Annotated in this window: 21 protein-coding genes; 12 read left to right on the forward strand and 9 right to left on the reverse strand. The window is 70.8% G+C overall.

The window, feature by feature from the left end:
• Nucleotides 1-16 precede the first annotated feature (16 nt).
• A complete protein-coding gene (locus tag OHT74_RS13250) occupies nucleotides 17-1594 on the reverse strand; it encodes a Na+/H+ antiporter (protein ID WP_266663894.1) in 1578 nt (525 codons plus the stop codon).
• Nucleotides 1595-1670: 76 nt separating this feature from the next.
• Between OHT74_RS13250 and OHT74_RS13255 the strand changes: the two genes are divergently transcribed.
• The 3 genes from OHT74_RS13255 to OHT74_RS13265 all read left to right on the forward strand — a co-directional run bounded on the left by OHT74_RS13255 (nucleotide 1671) and on the right by OHT74_RS13265 (nucleotide 3586).
• Nucleotides 1671-1931 carry a UBP-type zinc finger domain-containing protein gene (locus tag OHT74_RS13255; RefSeq protein WP_266663896.1) on the forward strand — a complete coding sequence of 87 codons (261 nt, stop codon included), beginning with the start codon at nucleotides 1671-1673 and terminating at the stop codon, nucleotides 1929-1931.
• Between the two features lie 204 nt (nucleotides 1932-2135).
• Entirely contained in the window at nucleotides 2136-2549 is a 414-nt protein-coding gene (locus OHT74_RS13260) for an anti-sigma regulatory factor (RefSeq protein WP_030291315.1), read from the forward strand.
• Between the two features lie 11 nt (nucleotides 2550-2560).
• Nucleotides 2561-3586 (forward strand): SigB/SigF/SigG family RNA polymerase sigma factor, encoded by a 1026-nt coding sequence (locus OHT74_RS13265; protein ID WP_443047702.1) that lies wholly within the window; start codon nucleotides 2561-2563, stop codon nucleotides 3584-3586.
• 42 nt (nucleotides 3587-3628) lie between these two features.
• Here OHT74_RS13265 and OHT74_RS13270 read toward each other — a convergent pair whose 3' ends face one another.
• Entirely contained in the window at nucleotides 3629-4066 is a 438-nt protein-coding gene (locus tag OHT74_RS13270; RefSeq protein ID WP_328620341.1) for a hypothetical protein, read from the reverse strand.
• Between the two features lie 84 nt (nucleotides 4067-4150).
• Between OHT74_RS13270 and OHT74_RS13275 the strand changes: the two genes are divergently transcribed.
• Nucleotides 4151-5116 carry a diacylglycerol/lipid kinase family protein gene (locus tag OHT74_RS13275; protein WP_266663902.1) on the forward strand — a complete coding sequence of 322 codons (966 nt, stop codon included), beginning with the start codon at nucleotides 4151-4153 and terminating at the stop codon, nucleotides 5114-5116.
• 322 nt (nucleotides 5117-5438) lie between these two features.
• Nucleotides 5439-5696 carry a WhiB family transcriptional regulator gene (locus OHT74_RS13280; protein ID WP_004937597.1) on the forward strand — a complete coding sequence of 86 codons (258 nt, stop codon included), beginning with the start codon at nucleotides 5439-5441 and terminating at the stop codon, nucleotides 5694-5696.
• Between the two features lie 137 nt (nucleotides 5697-5833).
• Here OHT74_RS13280 and OHT74_RS13285 read toward each other — a convergent pair whose 3' ends face one another.
• A complete protein-coding gene (locus OHT74_RS13285; protein ID WP_053784791.1) occupies nucleotides 5834-7303 on the reverse strand; it encodes a sensor histidine kinase in 1470 nt (489 codons plus the stop codon).
• 409 nt (nucleotides 7304-7712) lie between these two features.
• Entirely contained in the window at nucleotides 7713-8306 is a 594-nt protein-coding gene (locus tag OHT74_RS13290; protein WP_266996959.1) for a TetR/AcrR family transcriptional regulator, read from the reverse strand.
• Nucleotides 8307-8391: 85 nt separating this feature from the next.
• Here OHT74_RS13290 and OHT74_RS13295 point away from each other — a divergent pair, with 85 nt between their 5' ends.
• Nucleotides 8392-9153, forward strand: coding sequence for an SDR family NAD(P)-dependent oxidoreductase (locus OHT74_RS13295; protein WP_328620342.1), 762 nt, complete (start codon nucleotides 8392-8394; stop codon nucleotides 9151-9153).
• A gap of 21 nt (nucleotides 9154-9174) precedes the next feature.
• Here OHT74_RS13295 and OHT74_RS13300 read toward each other — a convergent pair whose 3' ends face one another.
• On the reverse strand, nucleotides 9175-10230 hold the full coding sequence (locus OHT74_RS13300; protein WP_328620343.1) for an SIS domain-containing protein: 1056 nt from the start codon (nucleotides 10228-10230) through the stop codon (nucleotides 9175-9177).
• A gap of 190 nt (nucleotides 10231-10420) precedes the next feature.
• Here OHT74_RS13300 and nagB point away from each other — a divergent pair, with 190 nt between their 5' ends.
• The 3 genes from nagB to OHT74_RS13315 all read left to right on the forward strand — a co-directional run bounded on the left by nagB (nucleotide 10421) and on the right by OHT74_RS13315 (nucleotide 13083).
• Entirely contained in the window at nucleotides 10421-11206 is a 786-nt protein-coding gene (nagB, locus tag OHT74_RS13305; RefSeq protein WP_328620344.1) for a glucosamine-6-phosphate deaminase, read from the forward strand.
• A 235-nt stretch (nucleotides 11207-11441) separates the two neighbouring features.
• Entirely contained in the window at nucleotides 11442-12602 is a 1161-nt protein-coding gene (locus OHT74_RS13310) for an adenylate/guanylate cyclase domain-containing protein (RefSeq protein WP_328620345.1), read from the forward strand.
• On the forward strand, nucleotides 12586-13083 hold the full coding sequence (locus OHT74_RS13315; protein ID WP_266663914.1) for a Pycsar system effector family protein: 498 nt from the start codon (nucleotides 12586-12588) through the stop codon (nucleotides 13081-13083). The genes OHT74_RS13310 and OHT74_RS13315 overlap by 17 nt, the downstream gene beginning before the upstream one ends.
• Before the next feature lie 90 nt (nucleotides 13084-13173).
• Here the strand turns inward: OHT74_RS13315 and OHT74_RS13320 are convergent, their stop codons facing one another.
• The 4 genes from OHT74_RS13320 to OHT74_RS13335 form a co-directional block, all read right to left on the reverse strand.
• Nucleotides 13174-14682, reverse strand: coding sequence for a glycoside hydrolase family 3 protein (locus OHT74_RS13320; protein WP_328620346.1), 1509 nt, complete (start codon nucleotides 14680-14682; stop codon nucleotides 13174-13176).
• A 6-nt stretch (nucleotides 14683-14688) separates the two neighbouring features.
• Nucleotides 14689-15525 carry a carbohydrate ABC transporter permease gene (locus OHT74_RS13325; protein WP_266672702.1) on the reverse strand — a complete coding sequence of 279 codons (837 nt, stop codon included), beginning with the start codon at nucleotides 15523-15525 and terminating at the stop codon, nucleotides 14689-14691.
• Between the two features lie 62 nt (nucleotides 15526-15587).
• On the reverse strand, nucleotides 15588-16604 hold the full coding sequence (locus tag OHT74_RS13330; protein WP_328620347.1) for a carbohydrate ABC transporter permease: 1017 nt from the start codon (nucleotides 16602-16604) through the stop codon (nucleotides 15588-15590).
• Between the two features lie 103 nt (nucleotides 16605-16707).
• Entirely contained in the window at nucleotides 16708-17991 is a 1284-nt protein-coding gene (locus tag OHT74_RS13335; RefSeq protein ID WP_266663920.1) for an extracellular solute-binding protein, read from the reverse strand.
• A 290-nt stretch (nucleotides 17992-18281) separates the two neighbouring features.
• On the opposite strand from OHT74_RS13335, the gene OHT74_RS13340 reads away from it, so the two are divergent.
• The 3 genes from OHT74_RS13340 to OHT74_RS13350 all read left to right on the forward strand — a co-directional run bounded on the left by OHT74_RS13340 (nucleotide 18282) and on the right by OHT74_RS13350 (nucleotide 21600).
• Entirely contained in the window at nucleotides 18282-19046 is a 765-nt protein-coding gene (locus OHT74_RS13340; RefSeq protein ID WP_030153577.1) for a GntR family transcriptional regulator, read from the forward strand.
• A gap of 206 nt (nucleotides 19047-19252) precedes the next feature.
• Nucleotides 19253-21406: a carbon starvation CstA family protein gene (locus OHT74_RS13345; protein ID WP_266663922.1), complete on the forward strand. Its 2154-nt coding sequence runs from the start codon at nucleotides 19253-19255 to the stop codon at nucleotides 21404-21406.
• The gene (locus OHT74_RS13350) at nucleotides 21403-21600 is read left to right on the forward strand and encodes a YbdD/YjiX family protein (RefSeq protein WP_328620348.1); all 198 of its coding nucleotides are present in this window, start codon (nucleotides 21403-21405) and stop codon (nucleotides 21598-21600) included. The genes OHT74_RS13345 and OHT74_RS13350 overlap by 4 nt, the downstream gene beginning before the upstream one ends.
• The last annotated feature ends 40 nt before the right edge of the window (nucleotides 21601-21640 follow it).

Raw genomic sequence — 21640 nt, forward strand, 5'->3', positions numbered from 1 at the left:
CCCGCTGCACGGGCGATCAGGCTGCGTCCTCGCGGTAGGCCGCCGCTTCCTCCAGGTCCAGTCTGCGGAGCAGGCCCCGGAGCATTTCGTCGTCGATCCGGCGGTGGTCCCGCAGGGTCACGAACACCTCGCGCTCGGCCGCGATCATCTCCCGCGCGAGGCGCCGGTAGACGTCGTCCGCCGATTCGCCGGTGACCGGGTTGACCTCCCCCAGGCGCTCCCACACCGCGTTGCGCCGCCGTTCCATGACCGTACGGAGCCGCTCCGCCAGCGGCGGCGGCAGCGCGTTCTCCGGCTCCGCCAGCAGCTCCGCCAGCCGGTCCTCCGCCGACCGCGAGGCCTCGCTCTGGGCCTGCGCCTCCGCCAGCGTCTCCGCGTGCAGGTCACGCGGCGGCAGCCGCAGCAGCCGGATCAGCGGCGGCAGCGTCAGGCCCTGCACCACCAGCGTGCCGATCACCGTCGTGAAGGTCAGGAAGAGGATCAGGTTCCGGTGCGGCACACTGATCGGCACCGAGAAGGCGATCGCCAGCGAGACCACCCCCCGCATCCCGGCCCAGCCCACGATCACCGGCGCCTTCCAGGTGGTGTCCGGCTCCCGGTTCCGGATCCGCTCCGACAGCCGTGGCACGAACGTGGCCGGGAAGACCCACACGAAGCGGGCCACCACCACCGCCAGGAACACCGCCAGCGCGTACCAGGCCGCGTCCCAGCCCGCGTACTCCGCGAGCCCCTTCAGGACCACCGGCAGCTGGAGACCGATCAGCGCGAAGACCACCGACTCGAGGATGAAGGCGACCATCTTCCACACCGCCTCCTCCTGGAGCCGGGTCGCGAAGTCGACCTGCCAGTTGCGGTGCCCGAGGTACAGCGCCACCACGACCACCGCGAGCACGCCCGAGGCGTGCACCCGCTCGGCCGCCGCGTACGCCACGAACGGGATCAGCAGCGACAGCGTGTTCTGGAGCAGCGGCTCCCGCAGCCGCTTGCGCATGTGGTGGATCGGCACCATCAGCACCAGGCCCACCCCGACGCCCCCCACCGAGGCCAGCAGGAACTCCGCGATCCCGCCCGCCCAGCCGGCGCTCACCCCGACCGCCGCGGCCAGCGCCACCTTGTACGCGGTGATCGCGGTGGCGTCGTTCACCAGGGACTCGCCCTGCAGGATGGTCGTGATCCGGTTCGGCAGTCCGAGCTTGCGGGCGATCGCCGTCGCGGCCACCGCGTCGGGCGGCGCGATCACCGCGCCCAGCACCAGCGCCACCGGCAGCGACAGCCCCGGCACCACCAGGTACGCCGCGTACCCGACGGCGATCGTCGCGAAGAGCACGTACCCGACCGACAGCAGCGCCACGGGCCGCATGTTCGCGCGCAGGTCCAGGTACGAGCTGTCCACGGCAGCCGTGTACAGCAGCGGCGGGAGCAGCAGCGGCAGCACGATGTGCGGGTCGAGGGCGTACGAAGGCACGCCCGGGATGTACGCGGCCATCAGCCCGGCGGCGACCAGCAGCAGGGGCGCGGGCACCCGCGTCCAACGGGCGGCCCCGGCAACGATCGCGCTGCCCGCCACCAGCGCCACCAGCGGCAATACCTCCATCGAAGATCCACCCTCGCTCGTCGTGGCTGATCGCCGTGTCGTCCTGCGGCGCCCGCACGTCAGTACGCTGGCAATCATGAGCGAGTGCACCCACGTTGCCGAACTGCCGCGCCCCGAGCCCGTCCCGACTGCCCTGACCTGCACCGAATGTCAGGTGCTCGGCAGCCATCCGGTGCAGTTGCGGATGTGCCTGGGGTGCGGGTACGTGGCGTGCTGCGACTCCTCCCCGCACCGGCACGCCACGGCGCACTATCAGAACACCGGCCATCCGGTCATGCGAAGCTTCGAGCCGGGCGAGACGTGGCGGTGGTGTTTTGTCGACGGTTCGATCGTCTGAACCGGGGTAGGTCAACCCTCCGCCGGTTCCCCTGATTTGGGCCCGCAGACCCCTAGCCACTGTGCGTACCCATGGGCTTACCATCAGTCACTGGCCGTGGGCATGGATGTCTGGAACGGGCGTCATGAGGGGTGCCGCGACACGATCGCCCGGATCGCGGTAGCGTCACCGGCGAACAGAGCTCGTACCACCTTGGAGGTGAGGGTGTCCCAGATCGCAGGCGAGCCCGGGACCCAGGACTTCGTGGAAGTCCGGCTGCCCGCTGCGGGTGCCTACCTGTCGGTGCTGCGAACGGCCACGGCCGGCCTCGCGGCACGTTTGGACTTCACCCTCGACGAGATCGAGGACCTCCGCATCGCGGTGGACGAGGCCTGCGCGATCCTGCTTCAGCAGGCCGTGCCGGGCTCCGTCCTCAGCTGCGTGTTCCGGCTGGTCGACGACTCGCTCGAGGTGACCGTCTCGGCGCCGACCACGGACGGACGTGCGCCCGAGCGCGACACGTTCGCCTGGACCGTCCTGTCGGCGCTGGCCGGCAAGGTCGAGTCCACCGTCGAGGAGGACAAGACGGTGAGCATCAGCCTCTACAAACAGCGCGGCGCGGGTCCAGGCCCGGCGTGAGCGGCGGGGAGATCCCGGTGCGGGGCGGGGATCGGCCCCGGGTGCGGCACGAGGTCGACGGCGGCATCCCGGAGCAGCAGCACGCCCGGCCGCACCCGGCTGACGCGGATGCGGAAGACGGCTTTTTGGACTCGGCGGAGCGACGGGCGGGCCCTATGAGCGAGAACCAGCACGAAGAACCACAATCCTCACAGCCACCCGGGGCCGCTGCCACGGCCCCGGACACGGAACCGGCACCGGCACCCACACCGGTGCTGCCGGTGCCCACGGCGCTGCCCGATCCGCGCGACCGCAGCGGGGCACGGGCCCTGTTCATCGAGCTGCGGGCGCTGCCCGACGGCTCGGTGGAGAAGGCGGAGCTGCGCAACCGGCTCGTGCGGATGCACCTGCCGCTGGTCGAGCACCTCGCCCGGCGGTTCCGCAACCGCGGTGAGCCGCTCGACGACCTGACGCAGGTCGCCACGATCGGCCTGATCAAGTCGGTGGACCGGTTCGACCCGGACCGCGGGGTCGAGTTCTCCACGTACGCGACGCCCACCGTGGTCGGCGAGATCAAGCGGCACTTCCGCGACAAGGGCTGGGCCGTGCGCGTGCCGCGGCGCCTGCAGGAGCTGCGGCTCTCGCTGACCACGGCCACGGCGGAGCTGTCCCAGCAGCACGGCCGCTCCCCCACGGTCCACGAGCTCGCCGAACGGCTCGGGATCTCCGAGGAGGAGGTGCTGGAGGGGCTGGAATCGGCCAATGCCTACAGCACGCTCTCGCTGGACGTCCCGGACACCGACGACGAATCGCCGGCCGTCGCGGACACGCTGGGCGCGGAGGACGAGGCGCTGGAGGGCGTCGAGTACCGCGAGTCGCTGAAGCCGCTGCTGGAGGGGCTGCCTCCGCGGGAGAAGCGGATCCTGCTGCTGCGGTTCTTCGGCAACATGACCCAGTCTCAGATCGCACAGGAGGTCGGCATCTCGCAGATGCACGTCTCCCGCCTGCTGGCCCGCACCCTGGCCCAGCTGCGCGAGAAGCTCCTGGTCGAGGAGTAGGAGTACGGGTACGAGCCGCAGGGCTCGTACCGCCTGTCAGACCTATCGGATCTGCTCGCCGGGCCCGATTCCCAGTGCCTCGGTCGCCGTCGGGTTCACCAGCAGGGCCACGACGGCCACCGCGGCCACGGCCAGCGCCGCGGCGGCGGCGATCATCGCACCGCCCGTGGAGTACAGGGTCCACGCCACCGGCAGCGCCATCAGCTGGGTGATCAGCGCGGGCCCGCGGCTCCAGCGGCGGCCCAGGCGCAGCCCCCGGGCCGCGATCAAAGGCAGCACGGCGAGCGCGAGCAGGGTGATCCCGCCGGTCTCGGCCTGCTGCGGGGAGTCGGGGTCGCCGGCGATGCCCACGAACAGCATGTAGACGCCGAGGCCGGCCAGCGCCAGGCCCTCCAGGGCGGTCAGCGCGGCGGCGGCGGTGAGCCGTCCGGGCAGCGGGGCGGTCGGCTGGGCCGTGGCGGGGGTGGGCTTCGTACTCACCACAGCAGGGTAGCCGCGCGCCCGCGCCCCCGGAGGGGACGGGCAGTATGGGCTGCATATGAACGGGTCGGTAGGCTGGCGGTCATGCGTGCACTTCTCGTGGCCAACCCAGCAGCGACGACCACCAGTGCGCGCACGCGCGATGTCCTGACCCATGCCCTGGCCAGCGAGATGAAGCTGGAGGCGGTGACCACCGAGTACCGCGGGCACGCCCGGGACCTGGGCCGCACGGCTGCCGAGACCGGAATCGACCTCGTCGTGGCGCTCGGCGGCGACGGCACGGTCAACGAGGTGGTCAACGGGCTGCTGCACAACGGGCCGGATCCGGAGCGGCTGCCCCGGCTGGCGGTGGTCCCCGGCGGCTCGACCAATGTGTTCGCCCGCGCGCTCGGGCTGCCCAACGACGCGGTCGAGGCGACGGGCGCCCTGCTTGACGCACTGCGGGAGCAGCGCGAGCGGACGGTGGGCCTCGGACTGGCGGCCGGCACCCCGGGCACGGAGGACGAGTCGGTTCCGGCGCGCTGGTTCACGTTCTGCGCGGGCTTCGGTTTCGACGCGGGGGTGGTGGGCCGGGTCGAGCAGCAGCGGGAGCGCGGCAAGCGTTCGACCCACGCCCTGTACGTACGACAGCTGATGCGTCAGTTCTGGGACGACCCGAACCGGCGCCACGGCACGGTGACGCTGGAGCGCCCCGGCGTGGATCCCGTCACGGGCCTGGTGCTGTCGATAGTCTGCAACACCTCGCCGTGGACGTATCTGGGCAATCGTCCGCTTTACGCCTCTCCGGAGGCGTCGTTCGATACTGCGCTTGACGTATTGGCACTCAATCGTTTGTCAACTCCGGCCGTCGCCCGCTACGCCACACAGCTCCTGACCTCGACTCCTGAGCGCGGTCCGCACGGCAAGCACGCAGTGTCTCTGCACGATCTGACCGACTTCACCTTGCATTCGAAGGTTCCGCTTCCGTTCCAGATGGACGGAGACCACCTCGGTCTGCGCACCAGCGTTCGGTTCACAGGCGTACGCCGTGCACTGCGTGTGATTGTGTGAGTGGAAGGGCCCAAAGTCCTTTCACTCGAACGTTTACACGCCGGTCCACCCTCACGATGTAGGGCTGTGACCTAGTAGACACCGACGAATCAAAAAAAACTTTCCGGAAGGGGTTGTATCCCCGTCCGAGGTTTGCGAATCTCTTCATGGCGATCGGGACAGCCCGCAGAACCCGGCACCCACACAGACCGCCAGAACCCCTCCACGAGTCCCTGACTGACCTTCCAGGAAACTGGCTGGTCGCCCTTCCCTCACGGGGGGATTCGTGAAAGCGTTCACATTCACAAGCAACCTGCCCGCAATACAAGGAGATGGAGCAGCCATGGACTGGCGTCACAACGCCGTTTGCCGCGAGGAAGACCCGGAACTCTTCTTCCCCATCGGCAACACCGGTCCTGCGCTGCTGCAGATCGAGGAAGCCAAGGCCGTCTGCCGCCGCTGCCCCGTCATGGAGCAGTGCCTGCAGTGGGCGCTCGAGTCCGGTCAGGACTCCGGCGTCTGGGGCGGTCTCAGCGAGGACGAGCGCCGCGCGATGAAGCGCCGCGCCGCTCGCAATCGGGCGCGCAACGCCACCGCCTGACATCGACTTTCGAGCCTCGAGCCGCAGCGCGTAGCAACACCTGACAAGCGCTCAGCAACGTGCTCTTGAGCCCCGGACCGAGAACCTTCGGTCCGGGGCTCAGTGCTGTCCGGGACGCGTTCCGTCACACGGCGTGACTACTTCTGCGGGCTGACCGGGACGTCGAGGACGACCTTGGTGCCGCGCGGCTCGGCCCGGAGCATGTCGAACGTGCCGCCGAGCTCGCCCTCCACGAGGGTCCGTACGATCTGCAGCCCGAGGTTTCCGGCGCGCTGCGGGTCGAAGCCCTCGGGCAGACCGGAGCCGTCGTCGAGCACCGTGATCAGCAGCCGGCCGTCGGCGCGGCCGGTGCCGGTGCGGGTCGCGGACACCTCCACCCGGCCGCCCTCCCCCTGGGTGAAGGCGTGCTCCAGGGCGTTCTGGAGGATCTCGGTCAGCACCATCGACAGCGGAGTGGCGACCTCCGCGTCCAGGATCCCGAACCGGCCGGTACGCCGGCACTCCACCTTGCCCGGCGAGATCTCGGCGACCATCGCGATGACGCGGTCGGCGATCTCGTCGAACTCGACGCGCTCGTCCAGGTTCTGAGAGAGCGTCTCGTGCACGATCGCGATCGAACCGACACGGCGCACGGCTTCGTTGAGCGCCTCGCGGCCGCCCTCGGAATCCATCCGGCGGGCCTGCAACCGCAGCAGTGCTGCCACGGTCTGCAGGTTGTTCTTCACCCGGTGGTGGATCTCCCGGATGGTCGCATCCTTGGTGATCAATTCGCGTTCGCGACGGCGCAGTTCCGTGACGTCCCGGCACAGGACGAGGGAGCCGATCCGGGTGCCCTTCGGCTTGAGCGGGATGGCGCGCAGCTGGATGACCCCGCTGTTGCCCTCGATCTCGGTCTCGCGCGGGGCCCAGCCGCTGGCGAGCTTGACGATCGCCTCGTCCACCGGGCCGCGGGAGGGGGCGAGTTCGGCGGTGGTGGTGCCCAGGTGCTGGCCGACGAGGTCGGCGGCGAGGCCGAGCCGGTGGTAGGCGGAGAGCGCGTTCGGGGACGCGTACGTGACCACCCCGTCGGCGTCGAGCCGGATCAGGCCGTCGCCCGCCCGCGGGGAGGCGTCCATGTCCACCTGCTGGCCGGGGTACGGGAAGGTGCCGGCGGCGATCATCTGGGCCAGGTCGGAGGCGGACTGGAGGTAGGTGAGCTCCAGCCGGCTGGGTGTACGCACAGTGAGCAGGTTGGTGTTCCGGGCGATCACTCCGAGCACCCGGCCCTCGCGGCGCACCGGGATGGACTCGACGCGGACGGGCACCTCCTCGCGCCACTCCGGGTCGCCCTCGCGCACGATCCGGCCCTCGTCGAGCGCGGCGTCGAGCAGCGGGCGCCGGCCGCGCGGCACCAGGTGGCCGACCATGTCGTCCTGGTACGAGGTGGGACCCGTGTTGGGGCGCATCTGTGCGACCGAGACGTACCGGGTGCCGTCGAGGGTCGGAACCCACAGCACGAGGTCGGCGAAGGAGAGGTCGGAGAGCAGCTGCCACTCCGAGACCAGCAGGTGGAGCCACTCCAGGTCGGTTTCACTGAGAGCGGTGTGCTGGCGTACGAGGTCGTTCATGGAGGGCACGTGGCGAGCGTACCCCGGGTAGGGGCCATGACTTTCCCCACGGCGACTACTCAGGAGTATCCAGGAGGGGCTCCGTCCGCGTACTGTTGGAGGAAGTGACGGGATGGCAGAGCCCGTCATTGGATGGACAGAACAGAATGGTCTAGTCCACAATTGACGTAAGCTTCCGCCCTCCCCGCACAGGAGGACGGATCGAGGTAAGCCGCGCGCTCTGCCCTGACTGCGCAGGCACCTCCCACCGGCCGGAGGGAACCGCACACCCGCCGGCCGTAAGTACTCCGGGCTACGGTGCCGGACGGGCTGAGGGTCCCGTCCCGGCACCGTGGCCCAGAGGAATTTCCGGGCGGAATTCTTTCGGGGCGGAACCCGCAAGGCGCGTTCGCCCGCCTCCTGCGGCCGCTTACTGCGGCCAGGCCCCCATCGCCAGTTCCGCCACCGCTTCCAGTTCTTCCCGGCTCGCCCCGTCGCGCGACTGCTGGGACATCCCCACGAGCACCGCCAGCGCGTAGCGGGCCAGCGCCTGCGTGTCCGTGCCGGCAGACAGTGCGCCGGAGGCGACGTCCGCCCGGATCCTCTGCTCGAACATCTCCAGGTTGGCGTTGCGGCGCTCACGCAGGGCCTGGGCCACCTCCTGCGAGGTGGTGTTGACGGCCGCGCTGATCACCAGGCATCCCGGCGGGTGGGCCGGGTCGGTGTAGATCTCGGCCGCCTCGCGCAGAACGCGCCGCAGGCCAGCCCCGGCGGTGGGCTCCTCGGCCAGGGCCGCTCCCGCGAAGTCGGCGTAGCGGCCGCCGTAGACCACCACGACCTCGTCGAACAGCTTGCGCTTGTCGCCGAAGGCGGCGTACAGGCTGGGCGCGCTGATGCCGAGCGAGGCGGTCAGGTCGGAGATGGAGGTCGCCTCGTAGCCGCGCTCCCAGAAAGCGAGCATCGCCTTGTCGAGGGCGGCGCCGCGGTCGAAGGAGCGGGGCCTGCCGCGCTGTCCGGTCACCATGGGCTCATTCTATAGCGGGCGTTACGAAATCTGGTACGGTCCCTTTCTGTAGCGACCACTATCAAATTCTGAAGGGGGGCGCGTCATGGGCGTGCTCAAGGGGAAGACGGCACTGGTCACGGGCGGCAGCCGGGGTATCGGGCGGGCGGTGGCGGAGCGGCTCGCCCGGGACGGGGCGCTGGTCGCCGTGCACTACGGGCGGAACGAGGAAGCGGCGAAGGAAACGGTCGCGGCCATCGGGGCGGCCGGCGGACGGGCGTTCGCGATCGGGGCCGAGCTCGGGGTTCCGGGTGACGCGCAGGCCCTGTGGGCGGCGTACGAGGCGCACCCGCTGCACACCGACGCGGTCGACATCCTGGTGAACAACGCGGGCGCCGCCACGTTCGCCGGCATCGCGGACACCGACGAGGAGACGTACGACCGGGTGCACGCGCTCAACGCGAAGGCGCCGTTCTTCGTGATCAAGCACGGGCTGGCGCGGCTGCGGGACGGGGGCCGGATCGTCAACGTGACCGGCACCCCGGAGATCGCCCTGCCCGCGATCCTGGCCACGATCACGGCCAAGGGTGCGGTGAACGCGCTGACCCGGTCCCTGGCCGCCGAACTGGCCCCGCGCGGGATCACCGTGAACTCCGTGGGCCCCGGGATCACGGAGACCGACCTCAACGCGGCCTGGCTGGCGGACCCCGCGGCGCGGGCGCACGCGTCCTCCCGCTCCGTCTTCGGGCGGGTGGGCACGACCGGCGAAGTCGCCGACGTGGTGGCGTTCCTGGCCTCGGCGGACTCCCGCTGGGTGACGGGCCAGCACCTGGACGCGACGGGCGGCCTCCAGCTGTCACTGCTCTGAGCGCCGCGGGCCGGGACCGGATCAGCGGGTCTCGGTGACCTTGGCCAGTGCTCTCGGGGCGTCCGGGTCCTGGCCCCGGGCGATGGTCACCTCGTACGCGAGGAGCTGGAGCGGGAGGATCTCCAGCAGGGGCTGCAGCTCCTCGGGTACGCCCTCGACGGGCAGCGCGAACCCGGTGGTCGCCTGCTCGACCTGCTCCTTCGACCCGACGGCGAACAGGTCGGCCCCTCTGGCCCGCAGCCGGTCGAGCACGGGCTGCAGCGCCTCGCCGCCGCGGCCGTCGGGGACGACCGCGATCACCGGGGAGACGTTGTCGACCATGGCCAGCGGGCCGTGCAGCAGGTCCGCACCGGAGTAGGCCAGGGCGGGGATGTAGCTCGTCTCCATCAGCTTGAGGGCGGCCTCCCGGGCCGTGGGGTAGCCGAAGCCCCGGGAGGTGACCACCATCCGCTCGGCGAACCGGTACCGCGCGGCCAGCTCCCGTACCTCACCGCCGCGCGCGAGCACCTCCTGCGCGAGCCCCGGCAGCGCCGCCGCGGCCCGGGTGCCGTCCGCGTCCCGCAGTCCCTCGGCGAACAGGAACAGCGCGAGCAGCGAGGCCGTGTACGTCTTGGTGGCGGGCAGGGCCTTCTCGGGCCCGGCCAGGATGTCGATCTGGTACTCGGAGACGGCGGCCAGCCCGGAGTCGGCGTTGTTGGTGACGGCGAGCGTGATCGCCCCGGCGGTACGGGCGGCCAGGGTGGAGGCGATCAGGTCGGGTGAGCCGCCGGACTGGCTCACGGTGACGACGAGGACGTCGTCGAGCCGGGGCCTGGCGCCGTACGCCGTGACGGTGGACATGGAGCTGAGCCCGCAGGGCAGTCCGTGCCCGACCTCGAGCAGGTACTTCCCGTAGAGCGCTGCGTGATCGGAACTCCCCCGGGCGGCGAGGAGGACGAACCGCGGCTGCCGCTCGGCGATCGCCCGGGCCGTCCGCGCGATGGGCCCGGCCCCGTCGGCGAGGATCCGCCGCCACACCTCGGGCTGCTGCGCGATCTCGGCGGCCATGATGCTCCCGTGCCGCTCCACAGCGGGCATTTGCCCCACCTCCGCGTACCAGAATCCCGCGAGCGGGGCTGCGCTGCACGTCCTGGCGCCGGGAGGCCGGGGGCCGGGAACCGGATCACCATGAGAGGGAGGGGAGTGGGCGCAGGCCGGCCTGGGGCGGCCCCGCCTCTGCTAGATTGGTCTATACCACACTGTCCCACTCCAGATCGGCAGGCCCCGCGTGGAAGTTGTCATCGTCCCGGACGCCCAGGCAGGCGGCGAGCTCATCGCGGAGGCCATGGCCGCCCTGGTCCGCCGCAAGCCCGACGCCATGCTCGGCGTGGCGACCGGCTCTACCCCGCTGCCCATCTACGAAGCCCTGGCCGCCAAGGTGAAGGCCGGCGAGGTCGACGCCTCCCGGGCGCGCATCTGCCAGCTCGACGAGTACGTCGGCCTGCCGGCCGGGCACCCGGAGTCGTACCGCGCCGTCGTGCTCCGCGAGGTCGTCGAGCCGCTCGGCCTGTCCGAGGCCGCCTTCGTGGGCCCCGACGGCTCCGCCGCGGACGTCGTCGCGGCGTGCGAGGCGTACGACCGCGCGCTGGCGGAGGCCGGCGGCGTGGACCTCCAGCTGCTCGGCATCGGCACCGACGGGCACATCGGCTTCAACGAGCCCTGCTCCTCGCTCGCCTCCCGCACCCGCATCAAGACGCTGACCGAGCAGACGCGCGTCGACAACGCGCGCTTCTTCGACAACGACATAGCCCAGGTCCCGCACCACGTCATCACCCAGGGCATCGGCACCATCCTCGACGCCCGCCACCTGGTCCTGCTCGCCACCGGCGAGGGCAAGGCGGAGGCCGTCGCGCAGACCGTCGAGGGGCCGTTGTCGGCGCTGGTCCCGGCGTCGGCGCTGCAGCTGCACCGGCATGCGACGGTGGTCGTGGACGAGGCCGCCGCGTCCAAGCTGAAGCTGGCGGACTACTTCCGGCACGCGTACGCCAACAAGCCCGCGTGGCAGGGGCTCTAGGCAGCGCCGCGCCACGCGCGAGAAGCCGCCCCTGCCGGGGGCGGACCGGCCCTTCGCCGCGCCCCCGGCCGGGCCCCGTGCTCGTGAACGACCGCTTCAGTTCGGGAAGTTCACATAAACCGTGACATGGATCACTAGACTCGAAAGCGGGGGTGGGCGCCTGCGGCGCCGGCTTCCGCACGCAGAAATCCAGCTCGCGTACGCGGCACGGGCACGGCGATCCAGGGGGTACCCGTTGGCGATTGACCACTTCACTCTCTTCCAGGAAGCACTGCGGAACCCCGATCGGCCCTACCGGGTCATCCTCTTCGCAGACCTCTCCGGATCCACCGAGATGAAGGGCAAGTCGGGGGAGGTCGGCTGGCTCCCGACCATCGGCAAGTTCCTCGACATCACCACCGAGGCCGTCCGGGCGCACGGCGGCACGGTGGTGAAGTACCTCGGCGACGGCACGCTCGCGGCCTTCGACGGGGAGCGCGCAGCCGAAGCGATCCGGGCCGCCATCCGGATCCAGGAGATGCTGCGCTCGGAGAACAGCGCGGGCGTCCTCAACGAGTGCCTGGCCACCATCGGCATCGCGACCGGCCGGGTCGTCGAGTACGAGGCGCCCGGCGGCGGCCTCGACTACAGCGGCTCCGTGGTCGACCTCGCCGCACGCCTGTGCAGCGCCGGCGCCCCGCAGGCCATCTGGGTGGACAGCGCGACGGTCGCCTCGGCGAACATGAGCCGCGTCGAGTCCCAGATGGGACTGGTCCTCGAGTACTCGCCCGACGACTACCTCTCCGACGAGGAGAAGGTCGACCTCAAGGGCTTCGCCAAGCCGATCAAGTACCGCGAGGTCATCTGGCACCGCAAGGCCTTCGGCGTGAAGAACACGGTGCTCACCGAGGCCATCAACCGGGCCCAGACGCACGCCATGGTGCCCCCGCAGCCCGGCCCCGGGGTCCTGCCGCACCCCCCGGAGGAGACGCTCGACGGCGTGGTCGTGCGCTGGGACTCCGAGCAGGGGCGCGGCTTCATCGGGACGACCGAACACGGCGACCACTACGTGGACCGCCGCTTCATCGTGAGCGAAGAGGACCTCACGGAAGGACAGAACGTCCGCTTCGTTCCGCTGCCGCCCCTCAAGCCGGGCCAGCGGCCGGTCGCCGGGGCCTGCGTCCAGGAGGGCCAGCGGATCGAGGGGACCTTCCAGCGCGTCCTCGCCCACAAGGGGTTCGCCTTCGTCGACGCCACCGACACCCGCGGCACCCGGCAGAGCCTGTTCGTCTTCCTCGGCGACGGTGCCGCCGGGCACCAGACGGGCGAGCCCGCCACCCTGCGGGTGAGCCGCAACGCCAAGGGCATCGCCGGCCAGCTGGTGGTGAGGAGCGCCGCCGATGACAGCCCCCTCTAGCCTCCAGGACGTCCAGGCGGCCCTCCTGGAGGTCCGTACGGAACTGGCCAGGGCGGACCAGAAGGCGGCGACGCTCCTCGCCCTGTTCTCGGCGATCGCGGCGGGCATCGTGGCCACCTTCGTCGTCCGAAGGGAGGGCATCTTCACGCTCTGGAACGGCGTGGAATGGGCCGCCTGGGCGGGGATCCTCTGCCTGGCGGGCAGCTTCGCCCAGCTGCTGTACTGCGTACGCCCGGTCGGCGTCGCCCGCCTCCAGGGCAACGGGTACTTCGCGCACTACGCCCAGTACGCCGGCCGCCCCGCCGACCTGGCCGCCCTGCTGGCCGCCGTACCCCACCCGGAGGTCGAGCGGTGCGCCCAGCTCGCCGACCTCTCGGTGCTGGCCACGCGGAAGTACCGGCTGATCGCGCGGGCGGTCGACCTCCTCGGCTGCTCGCTCGTCCTGATCGCGGGGGCCACCCTCCTCGACGCCCTGCACTGAGCGGGCGCGCGGCGCGCACGCCGACGGGTCCGGCCCGGCGCTCACGGGGAGTGCCCGGCCGGACCCGTCGCAACCGCGCGCCGGGGGTGGTCAGACCCCGACGATCACCTCGGCGGCTGCGCGGCCACAGACGCGCGAGGCTCCGTGCGTCGCGATGTAGAACGCGCCGCGCGGCTCGGCCCGGGGGACGCCCATCTCGACCACCACCGTGTCCGGCCGCGCGGCGACCAGCGCGTCCAGGGCCTGCGCCATCCACGGGTGGCGGTGCGCGTCGCGGACCACCGCGACCACCGTGCGGCTGCCCGCCGCCGCCAGGACGTCCGCGGCCGTGGCGCCCTCCGGGAACACCCCGGACCCCGTTCCCGGTACCAGCGCGGCCAGTTCGGCCGCCACGCCCCACGGGGTCTCGTCACCCACCGCGATGTTCGCCACGGGCGCGAGCGTGGCGACGTACGGGGCGGACACGGGCGCGGCGGTGCCGGAGACGGCCACCGCGCGGCGGGCCGCCGCCAGGCCGATGCCGGGCGCGCTCCCCTCCAGCGGCGCGCCCGGCGCGGCGGCGGCCCGGGCCTGCCGGGTCCATGCGGCCAGCGCCCGTACCCGGGCGGCGGCGTCGGCGAGCCGCTCCGCCGGGAGCGCACCCTCCCGTACGGCCGCGACCAGGGCGCCCTGCAGCCGGAGCACGGTGGCCTCGTCGGCGAGCCCGCCGCCTACGCAGATCGCGTCGGCGCCGGCCGCGATGGCGAGGACGGAGCCGCGCTCGATGCCGTACGTCCCGGCGATGGCGTTCATCTCCATGCCGTCGGTGACGATCAGGCCCTCGTAGCCGAGCTCCTTGCGCAGCAGGCCGGTCAGGATCTGCGGGCTGAGCGTGGCCGGGCGGGTCGGGTCGAGGGCGGGCACCAGGATGTGCGCGCTCATCACGGCCTTGGTGCCGGCCTCGATGGCCGCCCGGAAGGGCACCAGTTCGCGCGCCACCAGCGTGTCCAGGTCCACGTCGATGCGCGGCAGGGCGTGGTGCGAGTCGACGTTGGTGTCGCCGTGGCCCGGGAAGTGCTTGGTGCACGCGGCGACGCCGGCGGCCTGGAGGCCCTCGACGTAGGCGGCGGTGTGCCGGGCGGCGAGGTGGGTGTCGGCGCCGAAGGACCGTACGCCGATCACCGGGTTGTCCGGGTTGGAGTTGACGTCGGCGGACGGGGCCCAGTTGAGGTTGACCCCGCACTGGGCGAGTCGGCGGCCGAGCTCGCGGGCGACGTCCCGGGTCAGCGCGGTGTCGTCGACGGCGCCGAGGGCCAGGTTGCCGGGGAAGGACGAGCCGCCGCGGACCTCGAGGCGGGTGACGTCCCCGCCCTCCTCGTCGATGGCGACGAGGACGTCGTCGCGCTCGGCGCGCAGCTGCGCGGTGAGCGCGGCGAGCTGCTCGGGCGAGGCGATGTTGCGGCCGAACAGGCCGACGGCGGTGAGGCCTTCGCCCACCTGGCGGAGCAGCCACGCCGGGGCGGTGGTGCCCTCGAAGCCGGGCTGGAGGACCGCGAGGGCGTCGCGGGTCAACTCATCGTTCGCATCGGATGCAGTGACGCCGTGCGCAAGGAGGGTCATGTGGCGTTATCCCTTCACGGCGCCGGCGGTCATGCCGCCGACGGCCTTGCGCTGGAGGAAGACGAAGATCACCAGGACCGGGACCGCGAACAGCGAGGACGCGGCCATGGTGGCGCCCCAGTCGTTGCCGAACGCGGTCTGGAACTGGGTCAGCCACAGGGGCAGGGTCTGGGCGGTCTTGTCCTTGTTGAGGATCAGGACCATCGCGAACTCGTTCCAGGCGGTGATGAAGCCGAAGAGCGAGGTGGACATCAGGCCGGGGGCCAGCAGCGGCAGGATCACCTTGCGGAAGGCCTGGCCGCGGGTGCAGCCGTCGATCTGGGCGGCCTCCTCCAGCGTCACCGGGACGGCGGCGATGAAGCCGCGCAGGGTCCAGATGGTGAAGGGCAGGACCATCACGAAGTAGATCGCGGTCAGCAGCGGGAGGCTGTTCAGCATCTCGGCGTCGCGGGCGATCATGTACATCGCGATGACCATGACCTCCCAGGGGGCCATCTGCGCCATCATGACGCCGAGCACGAGGCCCTTGCGGCCCTTGAACTTCATGCGGGCGATGGCGAAGCTCGCGGCGAGGGCGACGACCAGGGCGAGGACGACGGCGCCGACGGTCACGAGCAGGCTGTTCTGCACGTACGTCCAGAACAACTCGACGCCGGTGGCCTTGGTGAAGTTGTCCAGCGTCGGGGTGAAGACGAAGACGGGGTCCTTGGAGAGGATCTCCCCGGACGGCTTGAGCGCCGAGGAGAACATCCAGTAGACCGGGAAGACGAAGACGGCGGCCAGAACGAGGGCGCCCAGGTTCTTCGCCACCGTGCCCGGGCGGAGCGGGCGGCGCGTGCGCAGCCGCTGTGCGGACTTCGCGTTCTTCGGCGCGGCGGGTGCGGGCTTCGGCGCGGTGGTGGTGCTCACTGCTCCTCCTCCTGCTTCAGGATCAGGCGGAAGTAGAAGGACATGACGATCACGAGCATCACGATCGTCAGGACGGAGATCGCAGCCGCGAGCGCGTAGTGGCCCTGGCTCTGGCCCTCGACGAAGGCGAAGACGGGCAGGGTCTCGGAGGCGCGGTCGGGGCCGCCGCGGTTCATCGCGTAGACCTGGGTGAAGGCCTTGAAGACCCAGATCACCTCGAGGAACGTGGTGACGAGGAAGAACGGCTTGAGGTTCGGGAAGACGACCTGCCAGAACGTCTGCCAGCCGTTCGCGCCGTCCATCCGCGCGGCCTCGTACAGCTCGCCGCTGACGGTGGTCAGGCCGGCGTACATGTTGAGGGCGACGAAGGGGACGGAACCCCAGACCACCAGGACGGTGACGATCACCAGGGTGGAGAAGCCGGACTCGAACCAGTTGTGCTGCTCGTAGCCGGAGAAGCCGAGGGTGCGCATGACCCAGTTCATGACGCCGAACTGCTCGTCGAACAGCCACTGGAAGACGGTGCCGGACGCGACGATCGGCATGGCCCAGGCCATCACCAGGGCCATCGACAGGACCAGGCGCATCCACGTGCCGAGCCGGTTCAGCAGGATGCCGAGGAGGCTGCCGATCACCATGATCAGCGCGACGTTGGCCGCGGTGAAGGCGAAGGTCCGCACGACGACGGTCCAGAAGTGCGCGTCGCCCAGCAGCTGGGTGTAGTTCTCGACCCCGTTGAAGGGCGCCTTGCGCTGGATGAACTCAATCTTGTCGACCTTCTGGAACGACAGGATCACGTTCTTGACCAGCGGGTACAGCAGCAGCGTGGCCAGGCTGAGGACCGCGGGCCCGATCAGGAGGTACGGCAGCCAGCCCGAGGGGAGCGGCGTTCTGACCCGGCGAGGAGACGAGGGAGTGGTCCCGGTGGTGGTGGGCGGCGTCTGCTGCCGTCCGGCGGACTTCGGTGGTGCGTCCTGTGGAGCGGTCGCCGCTCCCTGGGATTGCACGGTCATGTCTTGGCTACCTCGGCTGCGGTCGGGCGTCGCACGGGTCTGTCGATGCGCGACCGGGGGTGCGGCGGGCGCGTGGGCGCCGCCGCACCCCCGGTGCTACGTGCTACTTGTTGATGCGGTTCGCGATTTCCTTGTCCGCGTCCGCGCCCGCCTTGGCGGCGTCCTCACCCTTCAGGACCTTGGTCATGAACTCCTTGAGCGGGTTGGGCTCGGTCTCGACGTTCGCCCAGCCCGGGGTGACCGGGGTGATGCGGCCGTTGACGCCGCCCTTGCCCATGGCCTCGGCGAAGGAGCCCGCGGCGGGGGTGAAGTTCGCGGCGGCCTGGTTCGGGAGCAGCGCGCCCTTGGTCTCGGCGGCGTACTTCGTCATCTGGTCCTTGCCGGCGGCGAGGGCCAGCCACTCCTTGGCGAGCTCCTTGTTCTTGGAGCGCTCGGCCACGGCGAGGTTCGAGCCGCCGAGGAAGACGGTGCCCGGCTTGTCGGCGGTCTTGCCCGGGATCGGGAAGTAGCCGAAGTCGGCCTCCTTGCCGGCCTCCTTCAGGGCCTTCTCCGCGCCGCCGGCCTCCCAGCCGAGACCGATCCAGGAGGCGACGCCGCCCTTGGGAACGACGTCGGTGGACTGCTGCGGGGTGGCCTCGTCCTTGTCCTTCGGGGCGGTGGAGTAGGACTGGAGCTTCTTGTAGAACTCCATCGCGGAGGCGGCCTGGGGGGTGCCGAGACCGCCCTTCCACTTGCCGCCGTCCTTGACGGCGAGGTCGCCGCCCTCGTCCCAGAGGAAGCCGGCGAGGACGTACCAGCTCTGGCCGGGGAGGTAGATCGGCTGCGAGGCGGGGTCCGCGGCCTTCAGCTTCTCGAGGCCGGCGATCCACTCGTCGCGGGTGGTCGGCGGGGTGACGCCGGCCTTCGCGAAGGCCTTCTTGTCGTACACGACGACGCGGTTGGCCGCGTACCAGGGAGCGGAGTAGAGCTTGCCCTCGTACTCGGCCGAGGCGAGCATGCTCTTCTGCCAGGCGTCCGCGCCGAGCTTGGACTTGTCCTTGGTCAGGTCGGCGAGGCCGCCGGTGACCGCGTAGCCGGCGCTCTGGGTGTTGCCGAGCTCGAGGACGTCCGGCGGGGTGTTCTCGGAGAGGGCCGTGGTGACCTTCTCCTGGATGCCCTTCCACTGCTGCTCTTCGACCTTGACGGTGACACCGGGGTGCTTGGCCGAGAACTCCGCGTTGACCGCGTCGATCCAGGCCTTGGGCGCGGAACCGTCCATCACCCAGACGGTGATCTCCTTGGCGCCGCCCGCGTCGGTCTTCCCCTTGTCGTCGCCGCCGTTGCCGCACGCCGCGACTCCGACCATCATGCCCGCGACACTGACCGCCGCGATGAGCTTGCGCTTCACGCCACCCTCCTCAGGGATGCTGCCTGCAACTTCCCTCGCCCGCCGCGGTGACATGCACCAAGTACTGCCCTGGGGCCGGGATCTGATCCATATTGGTTTAGACCAGTAACCGGAGCTTGGCCTAGACCTTTAGGGGTGTCAAGGGTCTAATGAGCGGGTGATCGGTCCGTTACCGGACCGACACCTGGGGGAGGGAGGAGGCCTGCCCTCCCACCCGTGTCACGATGTGACCGCACATATCGGAGGAGCCGGTGACGGCAGCGAAACTGGAGTCGGGAAGGCGGGCGGCGATGTCCACCGAAGGGGCGACCACGGAGCCGGAAGGCGGGGCAGCCACTCGCACGGCGCGTGTGCCCAAGTACTACCGACTCAAGCGGCACTTGCTCGACATGACCGAGACGCTGCCCCCCGGCACGCCGGTACCGCCGGAGCGCACGCTCGCGGCCGAATTCGACACCTCGCGGACCACCGTGCGCCAGGCGCTCCAGGAGCTCGTCGTCGAGGGCCGGCTGGAGCGCATTCAGGGCAAAGGCACCTTTGTCGCGAAACCGAAGGTCTCCCAGCCGCTCCAACTGTCCTCGTACACGGAGGACATGCGGGCCCAGGGGCTGGAGCCCACGTCCCAACTCCTCGACATCGGCTACGTGACGGCCGACGACACCCTGGCCGGGCTCCTCAAGATCGCCACGGGCGGCCGGGTGCTGCGCATCGAGCGGCTGCGCCTCGCCAGCGGCGAGCCGATGGCCATCGAGACCACCCACCTCTCGGCGAAGCGCTTCCCCGCGCTGCGCCGCTCGCTGGCCAAGTACACGTCCCTCTACACCGCCCTCGCCGAGGTGTACGACGTACGGCTCGCGGAGGCCGAGGAGACCATCGAGACCTCCCTGGCCACCCCGCGCGAGGCGGGCCTGCTGGGCACCGACGTCGGCCTGCCGATGCTGATGCTCTCCCGCCACTCGCTGGACGCCGATGGCGAACCCGTGGAGTGGGTCCGGTCGGTGTACCGCGGCGATCGTTACAAGTTCGTCGCCCGACTCCAGCGCCCCGCCGTGTGATTCGTAGTTGACTCTCGTTCCGCTATACGGACGGGGGCTTACGTTCACCGGGCGGCCCCCGTAGATTCCCTGCGCTTAAGCAGATGATCAACGAGGGGACGAGGATCATGCCGGAACCGGAAGCAACAGGTACAGAACGGAACGCGGCGAGTCCGGGCACGGCGGCGGACTCGCCTTCCGCATCAGGGGACATGACGTCGGGCGGCATGACCCCGAAGGCGATCGCCGTCTGGGTGCTCGTCGGCCTCATCGGGGCCCTCGGCTGGGGCATCCTGGCGCTCTCGCGCGGCGAGGAGATCTCGGCCGCCTGGCTGCTCGCCGCCGCGCTGGGCTCGTACGCCATCGGCTACCGCTTCTACGCGCGCTTCATCTCCCACCGGGTCCTGAAGGTCGACAAGACGCGGGCCACCCCGGCCGAACGCCTTGACAACGGTGTCGACTTCCACCCCACCGACCGCCGCGTGCTCTTCGGCCACCACTTCGCCGCCGTGGCCGGCGCCGGTCCGCTGGTGGGCCCCGTGCTCGCCGCGCAGATGGGCTACCTGCCGGGCACCATCTGGATCGTCGCGGGCGTCATCTTCGCGGGCGCCGTCCAGGACATGGTCACCCTCTTCTTCTCCACCCGCCGCGACGGGCGCTCGCTCGGCCAGATGGCCCGGGACGAGATCGGCCCGGTCGGCGGAGCCGCCGCCCTGGTCGCCGTGTTCGCCATCATGATCATCCTGCTGGCCGTGCTCGCACTGGTCATCGTCAACGCCCTGGCGCACTCCCCCTGGGGCGTCTTCTCCATCGGCATGACCATCCCGATCGCCCTCTTCATGGGCTTCTACCTGCGCGTGCTGCGGCCGGGCCGGGTCACCGAGATCTCCGTCATCGGCGTCGCGCTGCTGCTGCTCGCCATCGTCGCGGGCGGCTGGGTCGCCGAGTCCTCGCTGGCGAGCACCTTCACGCTGGAGAAGGAGACGCTCGTCCTCTGGATGGTCGCGTACGGCTTCATCGCCTCGGTGCTGCCGGTCTGGATGCTGCTCGCGCCCCGCGACTACCTCTCCACCTTCATGAAGGTCGGCACCATCGCGCTGATGGCGGTGGGCGTGGTGCTGGCGATGCCGACGCTGAAGATGCCCGCGGTCACCGACTTCGCCGCCCGCGGGGACGGGCCGGTCTTCGCCGGGTCGATGTTCCCCTTCGTCTTCATCACCATCGCCTGCGGCGCCCTGTCCGGCTTCCACGCACTGGTCTCCTCGGGCACCACCCCGAAGATGATCCAGAAGGAGACCCAGGTCCGGGTCATCGGCTACGGCGCCATGCTGACGGAGTCCTTCGTCGCCGTCATGGCGATCATCGCGGCCACCATCATCGAGCCCGGCCTATTCTTCGCGGTCAACTCCCCCGCCGGCGTCATCGGCGCGACCGTCGAGACCGCCTCGCAGGCCGTGACCAACTTCGGCTTCGCCGTGTCGCCCGAGTACCTCGCGCAGGCCGCGAAGGACGTCGAGGAGGCCAGCCTGCTGTCCCGTACGGGCGGCGCGCCGACCTTCGCACTCGGAATGTCGGAAATCTTCTCGTCCGTGGTCGGCGGCGCCGGGATGAAGGCGTTCTGGTACCACTTCGCGATCATGTTCGAGGCGCTGTTCATCCTGACGACCCTCGACGCGGGCACCCGCGTCGGCCGGTTCATGCTCCAGGACACCCTCGGCAATGTGCACAAGTCCTTCAAGGACATCAGCTGGAAGCCGGGCGTGTGGCTGGCGAGCGCGCTCGTCGTCGGCGGCTGGGGCTACTTCCTGTGGGTCGGCATCAAGGACCCGCTGGGCGGCATCAACCAGCTGTTCCCGCTGTTCGGGATCGCGAACCAGCTGCTCGCGGCGGTGGCCCTGGCCGTCTGCACCACGCTGCTCGTCAAGTCCGGGCGGCTCAAGTGGGCGTGGGTCACCGGCGTCCCGCTGGCCTGGGACGTGGCCGTCACGCTCACCGCGAGCTACCAGAAGGTCTTCTCCGACGACGTGAAGGTCGGCTTCTTCGCGCAGCGCGACAAGTACCAGACCGGGATCGACGCCGGGAAGGTGCTGCCGCCCGCCAAGAACATGGACGAGATGCACACCGTGGTCACCAACGCCACGGTGGACGGCGCGCTGTCGGCGCTGTTCGCCATCCTGATCATCATCGTGCTGCTGGACGCGGCACGGACCTGCTTCAAGGCGATCGCCGCCCCGGAGACGGTCAGGCTGTCCGAGGTCCCGTGGACCGAGTCGAAGATCATCGCCCCGGCCGGGCTCATCGCGACGCCCGAGGAGCGGGCGGAGCTCGCCGCCGCCGGCCTGGACTCGGGCGGCGGCCGCGTGAAGGAGCCGGTGGCGTGAGCGGCGTCCGCGCGGCGCTGGCGAAGGCGCGGTTCTTCGTACGGGAGTTCTCGGGCGAGGCGGCGTACGACCGCTACGTGGCCCACGCCCGTACGCACGACCCCGCGGCCGAGGTCATGACCCGCCGCGCCTTCGAACGCGCCCGCACGGACTCGCGAGAGGCGGACCCCCGCGAGGGCTTCCGCTGCTGCTGAGACGCGGGTGAAGGGCCCCGCCGGTCACCGGCGGAGCCCT

Source organism: Streptomyces sp. NBC_00354 (assembly GCF_036106915.1).
Taxonomy (GTDB): Bacteria; Actinomycetota; Actinomycetes; order Streptomycetales; family Streptomycetaceae; genus Streptomyces.